The organism is Arthrobacter sp. TJ-58 (assembly GCF_058269295.1).
Genome location: NZ_JBZCNM010000002.1, coordinates 784,586 through 803,350, shown reverse-complemented (window position 1 = coordinate 803,350; position 18,765 = coordinate 784,586). Strand labels below are relative to the sequence as shown.

The 18,765-nt window shown below is 66.4% G+C and carries 14 protein-coding genes and 1 pseudogene; 4 read left to right on the top strand and 11 right to left on the bottom strand.

Features of this window, described 5'->3' with window-relative positions:
- Window positions 1-4: 4 nt before the first annotated feature.
- Both AC4D2W_RS09935 and AC4D2W_RS09930 read right to left on the bottom strand, forming a co-directional pair.
- A complete protein-coding gene (locus AC4D2W_RS09935) occupies window positions 5-1,003 on the bottom strand; it encodes an MraY family glycosyltransferase (protein WP_490926714.1) in 999 nt (332 codons plus the stop codon).
- Window positions 1,003-2,907, bottom strand: coding sequence for a polysaccharide biosynthesis protein (locus AC4D2W_RS09930; protein WP_490926713.1), 1,905 nt, complete (start codon window positions 2,905-2,907; stop codon window positions 1,003-1,005). The genes AC4D2W_RS09935 and AC4D2W_RS09930 overlap by 1 nt, the downstream gene beginning before the upstream one ends.
- 157 nt (window positions 2,908-3,064) lie before the next feature.
- Here AC4D2W_RS09930 and AC4D2W_RS09925 point away from each other — a divergent pair, with 157 nt between their 5' ends.
- The 3 genes from AC4D2W_RS09925 to AC4D2W_RS09915 are packed head-to-tail and all read left to right on the top strand — an operon-like array spanning window position 3,065 to window position 6,045.
- Complete coding sequence (locus AC4D2W_RS09925) at window positions 3,065-3,964, top strand: glycosyltransferase (RefSeq protein ID WP_490926712.1); 900 nt, start codon at window positions 3,065-3,067, stop codon at window positions 3,962-3,964.
- Window position 3,965: 1 nt separating this feature from the next.
- Window positions 3,966-4,940: a glycosyltransferase gene (locus AC4D2W_RS09920; RefSeq protein ID WP_490926711.1), complete on the top strand. Its 975-nt coding sequence runs from the start codon at window positions 3,966-3,968 to the stop codon at window positions 4,938-4,940.
- Window positions 4,941-4,956: 16 nt separating this feature from the next.
- Window positions 4,957-6,045 carry an NAD-dependent epimerase/dehydratase family protein gene (locus AC4D2W_RS09915; protein ID WP_490926710.1) on the top strand — a complete coding sequence of 363 codons (1,089 nt, stop codon included), beginning with the start codon at window positions 4,957-4,959 and terminating at the stop codon, window positions 6,043-6,045.
- Window positions 6,046-6,063: 18 nt separating this feature from the next.
- Here the strand turns inward: AC4D2W_RS09915 and AC4D2W_RS09910 are convergent.
- The 9 genes and pseudogenes from AC4D2W_RS09910 to argS all read right to left on the bottom strand — a co-directional run.
- Window positions 6,064-6,723 (bottom strand): annotated as a pseudogene (locus AC4D2W_RS09910) (L-threonylcarbamoyladenylate synthase); the annotation flags it as partial.
- 62 nt (window positions 6,724-6,785) lie between these two features.
- Window positions 6,786-7,658 carry a peptide chain release factor N(5)-glutamine methyltransferase gene (prmC, locus tag AC4D2W_RS09905; protein WP_490926828.1) on the bottom strand — a complete coding sequence of 291 codons (873 nt, stop codon included), beginning with the start codon at window positions 7,656-7,658 and terminating at the stop codon, window positions 6,786-6,788.
- Window positions 7,659-7,665: 7 nt separating this feature from the next.
- Window positions 7,666-8,745 (bottom strand): peptide chain release factor 1, encoded by a 1,080-nt coding sequence (gene prfA / locus AC4D2W_RS09900; protein ID WP_490926709.1) that lies wholly within the window; start codon window positions 8,743-8,745, stop codon window positions 7,666-7,668.
- Window positions 8,746-8,964: 219 nt separating this feature from the next.
- Window positions 8,965-11,196 carry a transcription termination factor Rho gene (rho, locus tag AC4D2W_RS09895; RefSeq protein WP_490926708.1) on the bottom strand — a complete coding sequence of 744 codons (2,232 nt, stop codon included), beginning with the start codon at window positions 11,194-11,196 and terminating at the stop codon, window positions 8,965-8,967.
- 375 nt (window positions 11,197-11,571) lie between these two features.
- Window positions 11,572-12,585 (bottom strand): homoserine kinase, encoded by a 1,014-nt coding sequence (thrB, locus tag AC4D2W_RS09890; RefSeq protein ID WP_490926707.1) that lies wholly within the window; start codon window positions 12,583-12,585, stop codon window positions 11,572-11,574.
- A gap of 6 nt (window positions 12,586-12,591) precedes the next feature.
- Window positions 12,592-13,707 carry a threonine synthase gene (thrC, locus tag AC4D2W_RS09885; RefSeq protein WP_490926706.1) on the bottom strand — a complete coding sequence of 372 codons (1,116 nt, stop codon included), beginning with the start codon at window positions 13,705-13,707 and terminating at the stop codon, window positions 12,592-12,594.
- Between the two features lie 4 nt (window positions 13,708-13,711).
- Window positions 13,712-15,010, bottom strand: a complete 1,299-nt coding sequence (locus AC4D2W_RS09880; protein WP_490926705.1) for a homoserine dehydrogenase — start codon at window positions 15,008-15,010, stop codon at window positions 13,712-13,714.
- A 9-nt stretch (window positions 15,011-15,019) separates the two neighbouring features.
- Complete coding sequence (gene lysA / locus AC4D2W_RS09875; protein ID WP_490926704.1) at window positions 15,020-16,480, bottom strand: diaminopimelate decarboxylase; 1,461 nt, start codon at window positions 16,478-16,480, stop codon at window positions 15,020-15,022.
- 3 nt (window positions 16,481-16,483) lie between these two features.
- Window positions 16,484-18,133, bottom strand: coding sequence for an arginine--tRNA ligase (gene argS / locus AC4D2W_RS09870; protein WP_490926703.1), 1,650 nt, complete (start codon window positions 18,131-18,133; stop codon window positions 16,484-16,486).
- 169 nt (window positions 18,134-18,302) lie between these two features.
- Here argS and AC4D2W_RS09865 point away from each other — a divergent pair, with 169 nt between their 5' ends.
- A complete protein-coding gene (locus tag AC4D2W_RS09865; RefSeq protein ID WP_490926702.1) occupies window positions 18,303-18,764 on the top strand; it encodes an FMN-binding protein in 462 nt (153 codons plus the stop codon).
- The last annotated feature ends 1 nt before the right edge of the window (window position 18,765 follow it).

The following is an 18,765-nucleotide window of genomic DNA, read 5'->3' as shown; positions in this document are numbered from 1 at the left end:
CGGCTCACACACTGGTGCGCACGCGGCCGAAGATCCGGGGCGCGAGCAGGTAAAACACCACTACCGCAAGGGCGAACAGAGTGACGGCGACCTTGACCACATCGCCGGCCTCAGCGATGACCAGGCCTGCCGCACCGGTCAGCAGCGTGCAGGCAGTCACAACCGACGCCGACTGCAGGTGACTGAGCCCGACGTCGGTCAGGCGCTGGTAAACATGCTGGCGGTGCGCTGCGTACCAGCGCTCCCCCCTGCTCATGCGCCGCAGGAGGGTCGAGAAAGTGTCGGCGAGGTAGATGACAATCGGGAACAGCAGATACTCCACGTTGACGCCGGCCAGGAAGGCTGCCACGGCGATGCCGGAGATCGATGCCCCCAGGAGATAGCTGCCGACGTCGCCCATGAACACTGATCCGCGGCCCAGGTTCCACGGCAGGAAAGCGGCGAAGGCCGCCGCGGTAACCGCTCCGGCCACCGTCATCCACAGCTGGTCCCCCAGCACTCCGGCCACCGAGTACAGGACGCCCACCGTGATGCCGTGCAGCCCGGAGATTCCGTTCACGCCGTCCATGAAGTTGGCAACATTGATGTAGGCGGCGATGGCAAGGGCGCCGACCGGAATCCACCAGTAGCTCTGCCCCATGGTCCACACCAGGGCAGCGGTCCCGGCAATGCCCAGCAGCAGCTGCAGGCCTGCGCGGACCCGAACGGACAACCCGCGGAAATCCTCTATCCAGCCCAGCAGCGAGGCCAAGGCAATGACCGCCATCAGGATCAGCATTATGGAGCGGTCCACCGCCAGCAGACCGGTGGCCAGGGACAGCCCCAGCCCCAGCAGGACGCCGACGGCAATGGTGACGCCCACGCCGCGGATAATCACCTTGGAGTGGGAAGAGCGCTCATTGGGGATATCCAGGACACCGAGACGGCGCAGGAAGGGCACGAACAAAAACGGCAGCAGCAGGCTGGCGAGGAACGCCGCGCCGGTGCACAGGGCAAGCAGCATCAGCCGGTCCGCCGTTCAGCCGTTCCGCCGTTGTAGCGGTGCAGGCCGGCACGGTCCCGGGCGGCTGCGTCGCCGATGCCGGTGACCGGAGGCAGCGTCTCGCCGTGGGTATTCACACCGCATTTGAGCAGCCAGTCCTCGAACTTCAGGTCCGAGGGATCCAGCTCGTCCACCGCGGTGTGGGAAATCTTCGGGTGCAGCGGCCGGGAGTCATCCTCGCCGGTCCCCACCAGGATTTCATGCATCTTTTCGCCCTGCCGCAGGCCGGTGAAGACAATTTCGATGTCCTTGCCGGACATGGCAATCATGCGCTTGGCCACGTCCAGGATTTTCACCGGCTCGCCCATGTCCAGGATCAGGACTTCGCCGCCGCGGCCGATGGCGCCGGCCTGAATGACCAGCTGGCAGGCCTCGGGGATCGTCATGAAGAAGCGGGTGACCTCCGGGTCGGTCACGGTCAGGGGTCCGCCCTGGCGGATCTGCTCCGTAAACAGCGGCAGCATGGAGCCGCGGCTGCCAATCACGTTGCCGAACCGCACTGAGACGTAACGGTCCTTGGTGCTGCCGGCCATCCAGGCGGTGAGCTTTTCAGCCACGCGCTTGGAGTGGCCCAGCACCGTGGTGGGGTTTGCGGCCTTGTCCGTGGAGATGTTCACGAAGTACCGGACCTTGGCCTTCTTGGCTGCCCGCAGGACATTGGCCGTGCCCAGGACGTTCGTCTTCCAGGCCTCCTGCGGGTACTGCTCCAGCAGGGAGACGTGCTTCAGAGCTGCGGCGTGGAAAACGACGTCGGGACGCCGCTCGGAGAAGATCTGGTCCAGGGCTTCGGGGTCCCGGATGTCGGCCAGGACAGTGTCCTTGCCGTTGAGCAGGCCGTGCCCGGTAATGGAGAGCTGGGTGAGCTGCAGGCCGGTTTCATCCCGGTCAACCATGATCAGTTCAGCGGGGTCAAAAGCGGTGATCTGGCGGCACAGTTCCGAGCCGATGGAACCTCCGGCACCGGTGACCAGGACCTTGCGTCCGGTGAGGTAGCCGGCCACTTCCTCCACGTGGATGTCCACGGGACGGCGGCCGATGAGGTCTTCGACGGCGACCTCGCGGAAATCGGTCAGCCCGGCGCCGGCGCCCTTGCTGAGCATGTCCTTCAGCGGCGGCAGCACCAGCACCCGCAGGTTGAGCCCCTCGGCGGTGTCGGTGACCTGCCGCACCTGGCGGGCTTCGACGTCGGCGATTGCAATGATCAACGTGGTGGCGCGGGTTCGCTGCACAATCTCGCGCAGGTCCTCCAGCCGGCCCAGCACCGGAACGGTGGACAGGCGCAGGTGCTTCTTGGCCGGGTCATCATCGATCAGGCCAACGGGGTAAAAGGGGGAATCGGGATCCTTCATCATGCGGGTGACCAGCGAACTGCCCAGGAAACCGGCTCCGTACACGAGTGCGCGCTGGGCCTCGTCGCCCGGCCGGGCCTTGCCCTCCACATACATGCGCTTCAGGTAGCGGATGGCAGCCATGAACAGGCAGGCAAACGGGAAGGCGATCATGCCGGTGGAGCGGGGAATGTCGATGGTCAGGCCGAAGAGTGCGCTTACCAGGACCAGGATGACGGCGACAACCAGGGTGACCATGGCCAGCAGCCGCATTTCATGAAAGCTGCCGAAGCTGTACCGGCCGCGGTACAGGGCGAAGGAATATCCGACCACCAGCTGCACCAGGACGGCCACACCGCAGAAGACTGCGAGACCGCCGAAATTGATCTGGTCCACCGTCAGTTCATAGCGCAGAACCAGTGCCAGGACCACTGCCACAATCCAGGCCAGGGAGTCCAGGATGTACTGTGACCACAGCCACAATGCGGGCTTTTCCTCGCGGAAGGACCCGCTTTCGTCCGTGCTTTTCTGGCTCATAATCCTCAACGGGTATTTCCCCGGTTCTCTTCTCGATGGTTGCAACACAGTTCGGAAGAATCCGGTGTAATAGACTGGAATCTCATCTGCATTCTAACTGCACACCCTTCTCCGTTCGGCTTGTGCCGCGCATCCGGGTTGCCTCGAAAGGACCATTTTGCCGGACTCCGTGGCCGTAGCAGCAGTAACTTTCGACCGCCCAGACGACGTATCCACCCTCCTGGACTCGCTGGCTGCCCAGAGTGCCAACATTACGTCAGTATCCTTGGTGGACTCAGGGAAGACTCCGGTTCAGGATATCGCTGAAGCCTCGCCGGCGCCGGTCACCTACATCCGTTCCAACACCAACCTCGGCGGTGCCGGCGGTTTTTCGCTGGCCATCCTCTCCGCCATGGCCTCGGGTGCCGACTGGATCTGGATCATGGATGACGACGCGCATCCGGAGGACCCCAACTGCCTGGCCGCCCTGCTTGAAGCCGCACAGGAACACCGGATGGACGTGGTCCTTCCCCTGGTGGTGGCCCCGGGACAGCCGGACACCCTTTCCTTCCACTTCCGGCTCGACGGCAAGCTCACGCACAGCCGTGCCGAAGTTGAAAAGCTGGGCTTCATTCCCGACGTCGGACACTTCTTCAACGGCGCGCTGATCCGCGCCGATGTCTTCTTTCGCGTTGGACTGCCGGACCTGCGCCTGTTCATCCGCGGAGATGAGACGGACTTCATGATCCGCCTGCGCCGCGCCGGGATCCGCTTTGGGACAGTCACCTCCGTGGCGCTGACCCATCCCGCGGCATGGGCGGAGGTGCAGCAGGTGGCCGGTGACCGGCTGCACGTCCTGGTTCCCGAAAACGCCTTCAAGCAGTTCTACTTCTACCGCAACCGCGGCCACCTGACCTGGAAGTACAAGCGGCTGCGGTCCTTCGCCGCGGACGCCGTCGGCTATCCCGTGCACTTCGCCAAGACCCGCGACCCGCGCGGTTTCGCCGCGTGGCTGCGTGCTTACGCTGCAGGTATGCGCGGACGCCGGTTCGGGCCACCGTCGGACTTCGGGTTCTGACGTGACCGCCGCCCAGGGTTCCACTGAAACTGCCGAGCTGACGCTTGTCATCACCACGTTCAACCGTTCCGGTTACCTGCGGGGCCTGCTGGATTCCGTGTCCGCGCTTAAGTCCGGACCGGAGCGGATCATTGTGGTGGACAACGCCAGCACCGATGACACGCAGGACGTCCTCGCCGCTGCTGCCAAGCAGCTGACCGTTCCGCTGGTGAACCTGCGCCTGCCCGTCAATGCCGGCGGTGCCGGGGGCTTCGCGGCGGGCGTGGAACGTGCCCTCGCCGAAGGTGCGTCCTGGCTGTGGCTGATGGACGACGACGTCGCCATCCTTCCCGGCGCGGTGGACGCGCTGCGCAAATGGACCGGCACGTATGAGTGCATCCATGGGCGGCGCCTGGACGGGGCGGGGCGGCCCTTCTTCTGGCAGCACCGCTTCCTGCCCTTCCTGGGCATCCACGTGCCGGTCCGCGGGAACGTCTTCCGGGACTCACCGGTGTTTGCCACCAATGTGGGCTGCTTTGAGGGCATGCTGATTTCCGCTGACCTGGTCCGCCGCATCGGCCTTCCGGACGAGCGCTACTTCATCAACGGCGACGACGAAATCTACGGCTGGCTGGCCTCCCGCCTGACGGACGTGGCCTACGTCAATGACTTTGTGCTGCAGAAGGTCCGCCCGCAGAAGCAGATTGATCTGGGCATCAGGCACCTGAATGACTCCAGCGACCTGAGCCGCTTCTATTCCATGCGCAACCGCGGCCACACCGCCCACTATCTGCAGGTGCACGGGCAGTTCAGCCGTCCGGGCTTTGCCCTGGGCACCGTGCTGACCGCCGCCAAGGAACTTCTGCGGCTGCTCGCCGTCGAACACCGGCTCACCGGCGTGGCCAGCCTGTGGCGCGGTTGGCGTGAAAGCCGCAGCATCCTGCACGATGGATCATGGCAGCCCATGCCGCCGCTTGTTCCAGCTCCGCCCAAATGATCGGAAAGCACCAGGTTTGACGCAGCACCCTTCCCCGCAGGAATCCGAAGTCCAGCAGTCCAACGAGTCCGACCGGCCTGAGCGCCCTGGCCCGTCTGAGCAGATTGACCGGCATCAGCAGATTGACCGCCCCGCGCAGTCCGCGAACCGCCGGCAGCCGCTCTGGGTGGTGCTCGGCTCCTCCGGTTTCATTGGCGGCGCCGTGTGCGCAAAGCTGAGGGAAGCCGGAATCACGGTCCGGAGCGTCCCGGCTCCCCGGCTGGAATCCGCTGCCGCTGATGCAGCGGGCCTGCTGGATGAGGCCGCTGACCTGCAGGATGTGCGGGCGAGCCTGGCGGCGGCCTTCGCCGGCGCCGAGGTGGTGGTCAACGCCGCCGGACTGGCCACGCCGGGCGGAGCCGACTCCCCCGCGCTGCGCGGTGCCAATTCGCTGCTTCCGGTGGTGATTGCCGATGCAGCCGACGACGCGGGTGTCCGCCGCTTCATCCATCTCAGCAGCGCAGCCGTCCAGGGGCACCGCCCGTTCCTCGACGAAACCAGTTACGTGCAGCCCTTCTCCGCCTATTCCCGGTCCAAGGCCCTGGGCGAACGGGCCCTGGCTGCCCGGGGCGCCGGTTCCTGCAATACAGTGACCATCCGCGCCACCTCGGTCCAGGGGCCGCGTCGCCCCACCACGGCGAAGCTTGTGCGGCTGGCTTCTTCTCCCCTTGCCACCGTCGCGGGGAGCGGTTCAGCTCCGTCGCCGGTCAGCTCGGTGGACTCCCTGGTGCAGTACGTCCTCACAGTCGGGCAGCATTCCGGAACCGTTCCCGCCGTCGTGCTCCAGCCCTGGGAACAGTCGACCGTGGCCGGCGTGCTGGAAGCTGCCGGCGGACGGAAGCCGCGGCGGCTGCCGGCCTGGCTGTGCCGGAGCGCGCTGTGGAGCGGCTACAAGGTGTCCTCCCTCGCGGGAGAACGGCTGCACGGTCCGCTGCGCCGCCTGGAGATGATGTGGTTTGGGCAGCGGCAGGTTCCGGGCTGGGCCGAAAAGACGGGCAACGTTCCGGAGCCCCGGGTGCAGGAAGTTCTTCGTTCCGTGCACGGCCGGGAACCCGCGGACCGCTAGTCCGGGTTAGGCCGCGTCCTCCGCGGGACCCTGCACGCCCGGCACAACTTCCTGCAGGCGCTCCAGGCTGATCGCACCGAGGCGGACCACGCGAAGAGTCTCGGAGGTGGCGTCCACGATGGTCGAGGGCACCCCGGGTTCGCCGTGCTCAGGCCGGTGCCCGGCTTCAAGGTAGACCTCCACGGACTCGCCCAGCTGCTCTCGGGCTTCCCCTGCGGTCTGCGCGGCGGGGTTTCCGGTGCGGTTGGCCGAGGAGACGGCCATCGGCCCGGTCAGGGCCAGCAGCTCCAGCGCAGTGCTGTCATCCGGCATGCGCAGGGCCACGGTGCCCAGGGTATCGCCCAGATCCCAGGTGAGGGACGGCTGGGACTGGAAGATCAGGGTCAGGCCGCCGGGCCAGAAAGCCTCGGCCAGGGCGCGGGCATCCGCGGAGACATCCACGGCCAGTCCGTCCATGGTCTGCATCCGGGGAATCAGCACGGGCGGCGGCATGGACCGGCCCCGCCCCTTCGCCGCGAGCAGCGTTGCCACGGCCTGCGGAGAAAAGGCGTCGGCGCCAATTCCGTAAACGGTGTCGGTGGGCAGGACCACGCACTGCTTGGCGGCAACGGCCTGCTGCGCTTTGGCCAGGCCCTCGCTTCGGCTCTGAGGATCAGTGCAGTCGTAAGTGGTAGTCACGGGCGTCTTTCATTCCTTCGTTTCGGATGGTTCACGTAAATTCAAATGTGGGGTGGGGTGCCTCAGGCGGCCGACCCCGTCCGCACCGCGGAGGTGGCCCGCGGGCGGCCGTTGAGGTCGGTATGCGAAGCAACGTCCCGCCAGCAGGGCTCCGCAGAGAGCAGTGCAGTGATCCGCTCGGCCTGGACCTCGGCGTGTTCCATCACAAAGTACCCCGCCGGCAGCAGCAGCCGGGCGGCGGTGCGGGCAGCAGCCATCGGCAGTTCCAGCCCGTCCTGCCCTCCCCCGTACAGCGCCATGGCCGGGTCGTGCTCGGCGGCTTCAGGCTCGTTGGGGACGGCATCAGCGGGAACGTAGGGCGGGTTGGACACCACCACGTCAAAGGTTCCGTCTTCATCCGCCAGCGCGGTCCGCAGGTCTGCGTGCAGGAGGCGGACTCCCAGCGGGTCCAGGTTGCGGCGGGCCCAGGCCAGGGCCAGCGGGCTCAGTTCGACGGCGGACACCTCCGCTTCCGGAACCTCGGAGGCCAGCGCCGCGGCGATCGCGCCGGAACCGGTGCCAAGGTCCACGGCCCGAACCGGTGACTTGCCGGCGGCGAGGACGCTGCGGATCCGGTCGATGGCCAGCTGGGCCACTGTTTCGGTCTCCGGCCGCGGAACGAACACGCCCGGCCCGACCTTCAGCTCAAGGTAGCGGAAGGACGCGGTGCCGGTCAGGTGCTGCAGCGGGATGCGGGCGGCACGCTCTGCCACGAGCTCGGCGTACCCCTCAGGCACCGGGGCGTCGGTGAACGCCAGCGCCTTGACCCTGCCGCGTGACTCCCCCAGCAGATGGGCGGCCAGCAGCTCGGCGTCGACGGCCGGGCTGGGCACCCCGGCCGCAGCCAAGGTGGCAGCGGCCTCGCGCAGGGCCGCTGCCAGCGTGGTGGATTCCATGGGCAGGTTAGTTCTCGTCACCAATGGCGTCGAGGCGGGCCTGCTCATCCATCTCGATGGCTGCCTGCACCACTGCCTCCAGTTCACCGTTCAGCACGGTGTCCAGGTTGTAGGCCTTATAGCCGGTGCGGTGGTCCACGATCCGGTTTTCCGGGTAGTTGTACGTGCGGATACGCTCGGAGCGGTCCATGGTGCGGATCTGGGACTTGCGGATGTCCGAGTTCGCGGCGTCGATCTTCTCCTGCTCATGCGCCAGGATGCGCGAACGCAGCACGCGCATGGCGGCTTCACGGTTCTGCAGCTGCGACTTCTCGTTCTGCATGGCCACCACGATGCCCGTGGGCAGGTGGGTAATGCGGACGGCGGAGTCGGTGGTATTCACTGACTGGCCGCCGGGGCCGGAGGACCGGTAGACGTCAATCTTGAGGTCGTTCTGGTTGATCTCGACTTCTTCGGGCTCGTCCACTTCAGGCAGCACCAGCACGCCGGCAGCCGAGGTGTGGATGCGTCCCTGGGACTCCGTGACGGGGACGCGCTGCACACGGTGCACGCCGCCCTCGTACTTCAGGCGTGCGTAGACGCCCTCGGCGGGGTCATTCGAGTTGCCCTTGATCGCCATGGAGACGTCCTTGTAACCGCCCAAGTCTGACTCAGTGGCCGAGATAATCTCGGTGCGCCAGCCGCGGTGCTCCGCGTAGCGGGTGTACATGCGCAGCAGATCACCGGCAAACAGGGCTGCTTCGTCGCCGCCTTCACCGCCCTTGACCTCGATGATGACATCGCGGCCGTCATTGGGGTCGCGGGGAATCAGCAGGCGGCGAAGGGTCTCCTGGGCGTCGTCGAGCTGTTCCTTCAGGACCGGAACCTCGGCGGCAAATTCGGGATCCTCGCCTGCCATCTCCGAAGCGGCCGCAAGGTCGTCTTCAAGGGCGTGCCACTTGTTGTAGGCGTCCACAATGCGGCTGAGTTCGGCGTAGCGCCGCCCAAGCCGCCGGGCCAGGCCCTGGTCCGCATGCACTGCGGGATCGGAAAGCCGCAGCTGCAGCTCTGCGTGCTCATCCAACAGACCCTGTATGGACTCAAACATGTTTTACGTTCCTCTTTCGACGGTGGATCCGGTCCCGAACCGGGACGGATCCGTGACAATTTCACGACGGATAATTTTCCAACTGCCTTCAGCAGTTTATCCGTGCACAGCGTCCGGGCGTGCGCCGCGAATGGACCTGCGCGTTAACTGCCAAGCCGCCCAGACTCCGGCACATCCGCAAAGCGCGGAGGCCGGAGTATGAGCGGCTTGGTAAGGCAGCTAGTTGTCCTTGGTGCCCAAGGTGGTCTGCTGGACCTGCATCAGGAACTCAACGTTGGACTGCGTCTCCCGGATCTTTCCGGTGAGCAGTTCAAGCGCCTGCTGCGTGTCCAGGCCGGACAGGACGCGGCGGAGCTTCCACATGATCTTGACTTCATCAGGCGAGAGCAGGTTCTCTTCGCGGCGGGTACCGGACGCGTTGACGTCCACGGCCGGGAAGATGCGCTTGTCCGCGAGGTTGCGGGACAGGCGCAGTTCCATGTTGCCGGTGCCCTTGAATTCCTCGAAGATCACTTCGTCCATCTTGGATCCGGTTTCCACCAGGGCCGTGGCCAGAATGGTCAGCGAACCGCCGTTTTCGATGTTGCGGGCAGCACCGAAGAAACGCTTGGGCGGGTACAGTGCGGACGAATCCACACCACCGGAAAGGATACGGCCCGACGCCGGAGCGGCCAGGTTGTAGGCGCGGCCCAGGCGGGTCATGGAGTCAAGGAGGACGACGACGTCGTTCCCCATTTCCACGAGGCGCTTGGCCCGTTCGATGGCGAGTTCGGCAACCGTGGTGTGGTCATCGGCGGGACGGTCGAAGGTGGAGGCAATAACCTCGCCCTTCACCGTGCGCTGCATGTCCGTGACCTCTTCAGGGCGTTCGTCCACCAGGACCATCATGAGGTGGACCTCAGGATTGTTGATCGTGATGGCGTTGGCGATTGCCTGCAGGATGAGGGTCTTACCGGCCTTGGGCGGGGAGACGATCAGGCCGCGCTGGCCCTTGCCGATCGGAGCCACGAGGTCGATGACACGCGGGCCGATCACCTTGGCGGAGGTTTCCAGGCGCAGGCGCTCGGAGGGGTACAGGGGAACCAGCTTGGAGAACTCCACGCGGTCCTTGTTGTCTTCGGCCGGCTTGCCGTTGACGGAGGTCAGGCGGACCAGGGCGTTGAACTTCTGGCGCTGGTTGCCGCCCTGGTTTTCACCTTCACGCGGTGCGCGGATGGCGCCGACGACGGCGTCGCCCTTGCGCAGGTTGTACTTCTTGACCTGGGCCAGGGAAACATACACATCGTTCGGGCCCGGCAGGTAGCCGGAGGTCCGGACGAAGGCGTAGTTTTCGAGGACGTCCAGGATGCCGGCTACGGGCAGCAGGACGTCATCTTCGGTGACCTCGACGTCGTCCACATCCGGGTTCTGGTTCCGGTTGCGGCGGCGCTCGTTGCGGTCCCGGAAACGATCGTTGCGGTCATTGCGGTCGCCGCGGTCGTTCCGGTCATTGCGGTTGCGGTTGCGGCGGTTGCGTCCGCGCCCGTTCTCGTCGTTGTCGTCACGGCTGTCGCGGCTGTTATTGTCGCGGTCGCTGCGGCTGTTCTCACGGTCCGCACGGTTGCTGTCGCGGTCGCTGCGGTTGTTGTCACGCTCCGCGCGGTTGCTGTCGCGGTTGTTCTCGCGGTCGCCCCGGTTGTTCTCACGCTCCGCGCGGTTGCTGTCGCGGTTGTTCTCGCGGTCGCCCCGGTTGTTCTCACGCCGGTTTTCACGGGCGTTGTCGCGGTTGTTCTCGCGGGAGTTGTCCCGGTTGTTCTCGCGATTGCGGTCCTCGGACACGGAACCGTTTGCCGAAGCGCCCGTTCCGTTGTCGGAAGAGGCGGACGGTGCTGCCTCGGGAGCCTGCGTCTCCGACTTGGAGTCCGTCCGGCTGTTTTCCGAGGTGCCGTCGCTGTCAGCGCGGCGGCTGCGTGAACGGCGGTTGCTGCGCTCGCGCTGCGGCTGCTCCTCGCGACGGCTTTCCTCGCGCGGGGTCTCCTCACGCGGAGCTTCGGCCTGCGCCGGCTCGCTCTGCGCAGGTGCTTCCGCGGCCGGGGCAGTGACAACGCCGTCACTGGCAGCACGGCGGTTGCGGTTGCGGGTACGGGCAGGACGCTCGGGGGCGGACTGCTCGGCGGCGGGGGCTTCGGCCGCGGCCGGAGCGGCCTTGGCGACGTCAGCCTGGGGGGCTTCGGTCTTGGCACCGCGCACCGGGCGATCGGCTACTGCGCCGCCGCGCTGATGGTTGGAGATGGCGGTCACGAGATCGCCCTTGCGCATGCGCGAACCGCCGGTGATGCCAAGCTGTCCGGCCAGTGCCTGCAGCTGGGCGAGCTTAAGGCCGGCCAGTCCTGAGCTTTTTGAAGTCGCTTCGCCGTTGTTTCCGGCGGTAGCTGAGTCCACACCTGTTGTCAGGTCAGTGGTGTCTGTCACGAAGGATCCTTCCCCCTCGTCGGGCGGTCCGGCGCAGTGCCGGCCGCGGATGATTGGCCCTGGTTCCCCTATGGTCAGACATGGGGATCAGGGTTCGCCGGTCCGGCATGTGCCGGGCAACGGCGAATCTACTTGGGTGCCTCTTGGAAAGAAATCCACAGGAGTTTGGTCAGCTTCGCTGCCGAACTTGCGGCATTCAAGGGAACTGACCTTTTCTTGGCAGTACCCGGAAGGCTGCACCGAGAATTCGAGCTCCCGCACTTGAAACAGTTTTCAACACGGTGTTTGGACACTATGCCCTTGACAACGGGTTTTCAACAAATTTTCAGGGCGGCCCAGAAGCGGACGGCCTGGATGCGGGTGCACAAAAGACGGTTAGTACCGCTGGTGCTCTTCCACTCTAGCACCATCTCGGTCCACACTCAGCCGTAAAACACGCCAGAATTCGCCACTTTCAGCGGCCTTCAGATGCTCGGCAATCAGTGTCTCGGCCCGCTGCGCAGAGGCGGCCCCGTGGGCCAGGGCCATGACGGTGGGCCCGGCGCCCGAGATGACAGCAGCAATCCCGTTGGCGCGCAGGTGCCTCATCAGTGCAGCACTGGGTGCCATGGCCGCTGCGCGGTAATCCTGATGCAGGAAATCCACGGTTCCCGCCGGCAAGAGCGCGGGCTCCAAGGACAGGGCGTGGATGAGCAGGGCAGCCCGCCCTGAGTTCGCTGCAGCGTCCGGATGCGGAACCTGCGCAGGAAGCAGGCCGCGGGCGCTCTCCGTGGACAGTTCAGTGGCCGGCACTGCCGCCACCGGGATGATGTCCGCGTGAACGGGCGCAGTGACGGACCGGAATTTGCCCTCTTCTTCCCAGGAGATCGCCAGCCCGCCAGCCAGTGCCGGTGCCACGTTGTCCGGGTGGCCTTCCAGCCGGGAGCACAGGTCCAGCAGGGCTTCGGCGTTCAGCCGGTGCCCTGCTGGGAGCAGTGCGTTGCCCGCCAGCACGCCGGACACGATGGCAGAGGCCGAAGAGCCCAGGCCGCGGCCGTGCGGAATGACGTTTTCGGCCTCCAGTTGCACGCCCGGCAGGCAGAATCCTGCGGACTCCACGGTTTCCCGGATGGTCTTCACCACCAGGTGGGTGTCATCGGTGGGCAGTGTGGCCGCGCCTTCCCCGCTGATGCTCACCAGGGTGCCCGGCTCCGCCGAGGTCCGGACCCGCACGGTGTCATACAGGCCCACCGCCAGGCCCAGGCTGTCAAAGCCCGGGCCCAGATTGGCGCTGGTGGCCGGCACCCGGACCGTTACATCCTGGCCGGCGGCCACGGCGGGGGCTGCGCCCGCTCGGGACGCTGTCCCGGCCTCAGCGCGCGGAAGTGCTGCGGAATCGCTCACGTGCATGTCCGCTTAACCCGCGGCCTGGGCTTCCAGTCCCAGCGCAGCGGCAACGGAAACGACGTCGAACTCCACCTTGGTGGGTTCAACATCCGAGCCGTCGGCGGTGCGCAGGGCCCACTGCGGATCCTTGAGCCCGTGTCCGGTGACGGTGATGACGATCTTCTTGCCCGCGGGTGCTTCCCCGGCGGCGTGCTTCTTGAGCAGCCCGGCCACCCCTGCAGCGGAAGCCGGCTCCACGAAAACGCCCTCACGGGAAGAGAGCCAGCGGTGCGCTTCGAGAATTTCAGTGTCCGTGACGGCTTCGATCAGTCCGCCGGACTCATCGCGGGCAGCAATCGCCTGCTCCCAGGACGCCGGGTTGCCGATGCGGATGGCGGTGGCAATGGTGTCCGGATCCGTGACCGGATGGCCCTTGACCAGCGGCGAAGCGCCTTCGGCCTGGAAGCCCCACATCACGGGAGTCTTGGTAGCCACGGGAGCCAGTTCGTCTCCGGCAAGGTTCGTGTAGGGGGCGGCGTACTCGGTGTAGCCCTTCCAGTACGCGGTGATGTTTCCGGCGTTGCCCACGGGCAGCAGGTGGAAGTCCGGAGCGTCGCCCAGGGCGTCCACCACCTCGAAGGCAGCGGTCTTCTGGCCCTCGATGCGGGCCGGGTTCACGGAGTTCACCAGGAACACCGGGTAGGCCTCGGCCAGTTTGCGGGCCACATCCAGGCAGTTGTCAAAGTTGCCGTTGACCTGGAGCAGTTCGGCACCGTGGGCGATGGCCTGGCTGAGCTTGCCCATGGAGATCTTGCCGTCCGGAACCAGCACGGCGCAGGTGATGCCGGCCTGCGTGGCATAAGCGGCAGCCGAGGCGGAGGTGTTGCCGGTGGAAGCGCACACCACGGCCTTGGCGCCGGATTCGACGGCGGCCGTCATGGCCATCGTCATGCCGCGGTCCTTGAAGGACCCGGTGGGGTTCATGCCTTCGACCTTGAGGTAGACCTCGTTGCCGGTCAGCTCGGAAAGCGCCTTGGCCTTCACGAGCGGAGTACCGCCCTCGCCGAGGGTGATGATCTCGGTGCTCTCGGTTACGGGAAGACGATCGGCGTATTCGCGGATGACGCCGCGCCATTGATGAGCCACGGTATTAGACCCCTTCTACCCGCAGGACGGATGTGACTGAATTGATGATGTCCAGGCCCTTAATGGCCTCGACGGTGGCTGCCAGCGCAGCCTCGGATGCCCGGTGCGTGACGAAACGCAGCTCGGCGGATGATGCAGTGCCGTCGGCATGGATGCTCTGGCGCATGGTTTCGATGGAGACACCGTGTTCGGCGAAGACCTGGGCCACTGCGGCCAGGACACCGGGCTGGTCGGTGACCTGCAAGCCGATGCTGTAGCTGGTGGTGACCTTGCTGAACGGCAGGGCCGGTACGGAGCCGGTGGGCGTCTCCGCACCCAGCGGCCCGCCCAGGACCACCCGGCGGGCGGTGGACACGACGTCGCCCATCACGGCCGACGCGGTGGGGGCGCCGCCGGCGCCCTGGCCGTAGAACATCAGCTCACCGGCATTTTCGGCTTCCACGAACACGGCGTTGAAGGCGCCTCGCACCGCGGCCAGCGCGTGGGTGCGCGGCAGCAGCGTGGGGTGTACGCGCACGCTGACGCCGGGGTCGCCGTCGTTGTCCAGCTTTTCGGCGATGGCCAGCAGCTTGATGACGAACCCGGCATCCTTCGCCGCGGCAATGTCATCAGCCGTGACGGAGGAGATGCCCTCGCAGGACACATTCGCCAGGTCAAAGTTGGTGTGGAAGGCCAACGAAGCGAGGATGGCACCCTTTGACGCAGCGTCATGGCCTTCGACGTCGGCGGTGGGATCGGCTTCGGCGTACCCGAGGCGCTGGGCTTCGGCCAGGGCGTCGGCGAACTGGGCGCCGGTGCTGTCCATGGCATCCAGGATGTAGTTGGTGGTGCCGTTGACGATGCCCATGACCTTGGTGATCCGGTCACCGGCAAGGCTGTCCCGGATGGGGCGCAGGATGGGAATGGCGCCGGCGACGGCCGCTTCATAGGCCAGCCGCACGCCCGCGGCGTCGGCCTTCTCGAAAAGCGCGGCGCCGTCGGCGGCGAGCAGGGCCTTGTTGCCGGTGACCACGGAGGCTCCGTGGCCGATGGCGTGCAGCATCAGCGTGCGGGCCGGCTCCATGCCGCCCATCAGCTCAATGACGATGTCTGCGTCCTCCACCAGCTTCTCGGCGTCAGTGGTGAAAAGGTTCCGCGGCAGGTCCGCGTCCCGCGGTGCGTCCGGGTTGCGGACGGCAATTCCGGTCAGTTCCAGCCGGGCGCCGGTGCGCGAAGCCAGGTCTTCGGCATCGTCAATGAGGATCCGGGCAACCTGGGAGCCAACGTTTCCGCAGCCCAGCAGGGCAACTTTGAGGGTCTTCATAGTGCGTGCCTACTCCTTCAGCAATTCGGGCGAACGTGCGCCGGCGGCGTCAACGTCCCGGGCCAAGAGATCATCTTCAGTCTCTCCGCGGATGATCAGCCGCGCAGTGCCGTCCAGCACGGCAACCACGGGCGGACGGGCAATGTAGTTGTAGTTGCTGGACAGGGCCCAGCAGTACGCACCCGTTCCCGGAACCGCCAACAGGTCACCGTCGCCGGTGTCGGCCGGAAGATAGACGTCCCGGACCACTATGTCCCCGCTCTCGCAGTGTTTGCCAACCACGCGTGACATAACGGCGTCATCTTCGGACGTCCGCGAGGCGAGCACAGCCGAGTAGTCGGCGTCGTAGAGCACGGGACGGGCGTTGTCGCTCATCCCGCCGTCCACTGAGACGTAGCGGCGTTCGGCGGTGCCGCCGTCGGCCGTGTCAACGCGGACCGTCTTGACGGTGCCGGCGCGGTACAGCGTAAAGGTGGTGGGGCCAACAATGGCGCGGCCGGGCTCAATCGAGATCCGCGGCACGGCCAGTCCCAGCTCCTCACAGGTGGAGCCGACGACGGCGGCCATCGCCTGCGCGATTTCCGCCGGGGGGCGCGGGGTGTCCGCTTCGGTGTAGGCGATGCCGTAGCCGCCGCCGAGGTCCAGCTCCGGCAGTTCCACGCCGTGGGCCGCCTTGATTTCGGCCAGGAAGCCGAGGAGGCGCTTGGCGGCCAATTCGAAGCCTTCGGGTTCAAAGATCTGCGAGCCGATGTGGCAGTGCAGGCCCAGCAGGCGGATGCCCTTGGCTTCCAGCGCGGCTGCCACGGCGGCGGCTGCGGGCGACTCCCCGCCCGCGGCCGGATCCGGTGCCATGGAGAGGCCGAACTTCTGGTCCTCGTGCGCGGTGGCAATGAAGTCGTGCGTGTGTGCATGCACTCCGGGGGTCAGGCGCAGCATGACGGGAGCCTGCTCTCCGCGGGAGGCCGCAAGGGCATCCAGGCGGTGCAGTTCTGCCATGGAATCCACGACGATCCGGCCCAGGCCCATGTCCAGGGCCCGGATCAGTTCGGCGTCGGACTTGTTGTTTCCGTGCAGGCCCAATTCGCTGCCCGGAATCCCGGCGCGGCGGGCCACCGCCAGCTCGCCGCCGGAGCAGGTGTCCAGGCGCAGACCCTCCTCACGCACCCAGCGGGCCACCGCAGTGCAGAGGAAGGCCTTGCCTGCGTAATAGACGTCCACGCCCCCGCACAGATCAGCGAAGGCGGCATCGAAGGAGTCTTTGAAGTCCCGGGCGCGGGCGCGGAAGTCTGCTTCAGACATCACGAACAACGGGGTGCCGAACTCGCGTGCCAGCGCTGATGCCGCTACACCGGCCACTTCGAGTTCGCCGTTGCTGTTCCGGGCAACGTCGCGGGCCCACATCTGCGGGCGCAGCGCATCGGCGTCCGCCGGGTGGCTGAGCCACTCGGGGGCGAGCGGGGAAACAGTCATGGATTACATCCGTTCCGGAGCGGAGACTCCCAGCAGGCCAAGGCCGTTGGCCAGGACCTGGCGGGCGGCAAGGTTCAGCCACAGGCGGGTGCGGTTCACGTCGGTGACCTCCTCATCGCCCTGCGGAGCAATGCGGCACGCGTCGTACCAGCGGTGGTACGTGCCGGCGATGACCTCCAGGTGGCGGGCCACGCGGTGCGGTTCGCGGAAGGCGCTGGCCTGCGCGACGACGCCGGGATACTGTCCCAGCGCGGCCAGCAGTTCGCCTTCGGTGGGGTGGGTCAGCAGGGAGGCGTCGAACGCTGAATCGTCCACGCCGGCGGCCTCGGCGTTGCGGGCCAGGGCATAGGTGCGGGCGTGGGCGTACTGGACGTAGAACACCGGATTCTCGTTGCTGCGCTTGGTCAGCAGGTCCAGGTCAATATCAATGTTGGAGTCGGCGGAGAAGCGGGCCAGCGTGTAGCGGGCGGCGTCCACGCCCACGGCTTCCACCAGGTCCTCCAGGGTGACCACGGTGCCGTTGCGCTTGGACATGCGCACGGGCTTGCCGCCCTTGACCAGGTTCACCATCTGGCCGATCAGCACCTCAACGCACTCCGGGTCGTGTCCCAGGGCGGCGGCAGCGGCCTTGAGCCGGGCCACGTAGCCGTGGTGGTCGGCGCCGAGCATGTAGAAGTTCAGGTCGAAGCCGCGGTCGCGCTTGTTCTGGATGTAGGCGATGTCCCCGGCAATGTAGGCGGCGTTGCCGTCGGACTTGATGACCACGCGGTCCTTGTCGTCACCGAACTCACTGGAGTTCAGCCACCAGGCGCCGTCCTTCTCATACAGGTTGCCGGAGCCCTTGAGCTGCTCCAGGAGCTTGTCCACCTGGCCGTTCTCGTGGAGCGAGTCTTCGTGGAAGAAGACGTCAAAGTCCACGCCGAAGTTATGCAGGGATTCCTTGATGTCACCGAACATCAGGTCCACGCCGACGGCGCGGAAACGTTCCTGGGCCTCGTCGTCGGGCAGGTCGGTGATATTCGGCTCGGCGGCCAGCACGCGGTTGGCGATGTCTTCGATGTAGGCTCCGGCGTAGCCGTCCTCGGGAGCGGGTTCGCCCTTGGCCGAGGCGAGCAGGGACCGGGCGAAGCGGTCAATCTGCGCTCCGTGGTCGTTGAAGTAGTACTCGCGGGTGACTTCTGCACCCTGCGAAGAGAAGACCCGGGCCAGGGCGTCGCCGACGGCGGCCCAGCGGGTTCCGCCGAGGTGGATCGGTCCGGTGGGATTGGCGGAGACGAACTCGAGGTTGATCCGGGTGCCCTTGAGGATTTCGGACGTGCCGTACGCAGGACCGGCGTCAACGATCGTCTTGACCAGCTCACCGGCGGCACCGGCGTCGAGCGTGATGTTCAGGAACCCGGGGCCGGCGATGTCGACCTTGGAGACGCCGTCGATCTTTTCCAGGCGGCCCTTGAGGATCTCCGCGAACTGGCGCGGGTTCATGCCGGCCTGCTTGGAGAGCTGCAGTGCAATGTTGGTGGCCCAGTCGCCGTGGTCGCGGTTCTTCGGCCGCTCCACGCGCACCTCCCGGGGCACGTCGATGCTGAAGTCACCAGCATCGATGGCGTCTTGGAGGCAGGCAGTTACGGCGGAGGAAAGTTCTTCAGGAGTCACCGGTTAAGCATAGCGTCCGGGCAGGCGGCGTTCCGCGAACTGTGACGCCGCCCGCGGACCCCCTCGCGCTGCCCCTCGGACCGCCGGGTGGGCAAGTCAACACCGCGTGCACAGGCGAAGCGCAACCGGATACGTTGTAATGGATAGGGATCCCCACCCCAGGAGAGATATGACCCCCTCACGCAAAGCCCTGCTGTTCACCGCCGCTTCCCTCACCCTGGCCTCCACCGCCTGCGCCGGAACGGCCGACGACGGCGCCTCCGCCGCCGCGGAGTCCACCGCTCCCGCCCCGACCGCTCCCGCAACTGCTGCCGCAGCCGCACCGGCCGGCAGCTACGCCGACGGAGAGTACTCCGCGCAGGGCAGCTACATTCCCCCGTCCAACCAGACGGAGGAAGTCGACGTGACCCTGAGCCTGAAAGACGGCGTCGTCACGGACCTTTCGGTCACCACCTCCGGCAACAACCCCACTTCCAAGCAGTACCAGCGCGAATTCACCTCCGGCATCCAGGAGCAGGTAGTGGGCAAGCCCCTGAATGAGCTGGACGTCCACAAGGTTGCCGGTTCCTCCCTGACCAGCTCCGGCTTCAACAAGGCTCTTGACTCCATCCGGACCGAAGCCGCGAGCTGAC

Excerpts from the sequence above, each read along its gene's own strand:
- prfA (WP_490926709.1), bottom strand. The coding sequence starts at position 8,745 with ATGTTTGAGTCCATACAGGGTCTGTTGGATGAGCACGCAGAGCTGCAG.
- thrB (WP_490926707.1), bottom strand. The coding sequence starts at position 12,585 with ATGCACGTGAGCGATTCCGCAGCACTTCCGCGCGCTGAGGCCGGGACA.
- AC4D2W_RS09935 (WP_490926714.1), bottom strand. The coding sequence starts at position 1,003 with ATGCTGCTTGCCCTGTGCACCGGCGCGGCGTTCCTCGCCAGCCTGCTG.
- AC4D2W_RS09930 (WP_490926713.1), bottom strand. The coding sequence starts at position 2,907 with ATGAGCCAGAAAAGCACGGACGAAAGCGGGTCCTTCCGCGAGGAAAAG.
- AC4D2W_RS09865 (WP_490926702.1), top strand. The coding sequence starts at position 18,303 with ATGACCCCCTCACGCAAAGCCCTGCTGTTCACCGCCGCTTCCCTCACC.
- AC4D2W_RS09880 (WP_490926705.1), bottom strand. The coding sequence starts at position 15,010 with ATGAAGACCCTCAAAGTTGCCCTGCTGGGCTGCGGAAACGTTGGCTCC.
- lysA (WP_490926704.1), bottom strand. The coding sequence starts at position 16,480 with ATGACTGTTTCCCCGCTCGCCCCCGAGTGGCTCAGCCACCCGGCGGAC.
- prmC (WP_490926828.1), bottom strand. The coding sequence starts at position 7,658 with ATGGAATCCACCACGCTGGCAGCGGCCCTGCGCGAGGCCGCTGCCACC.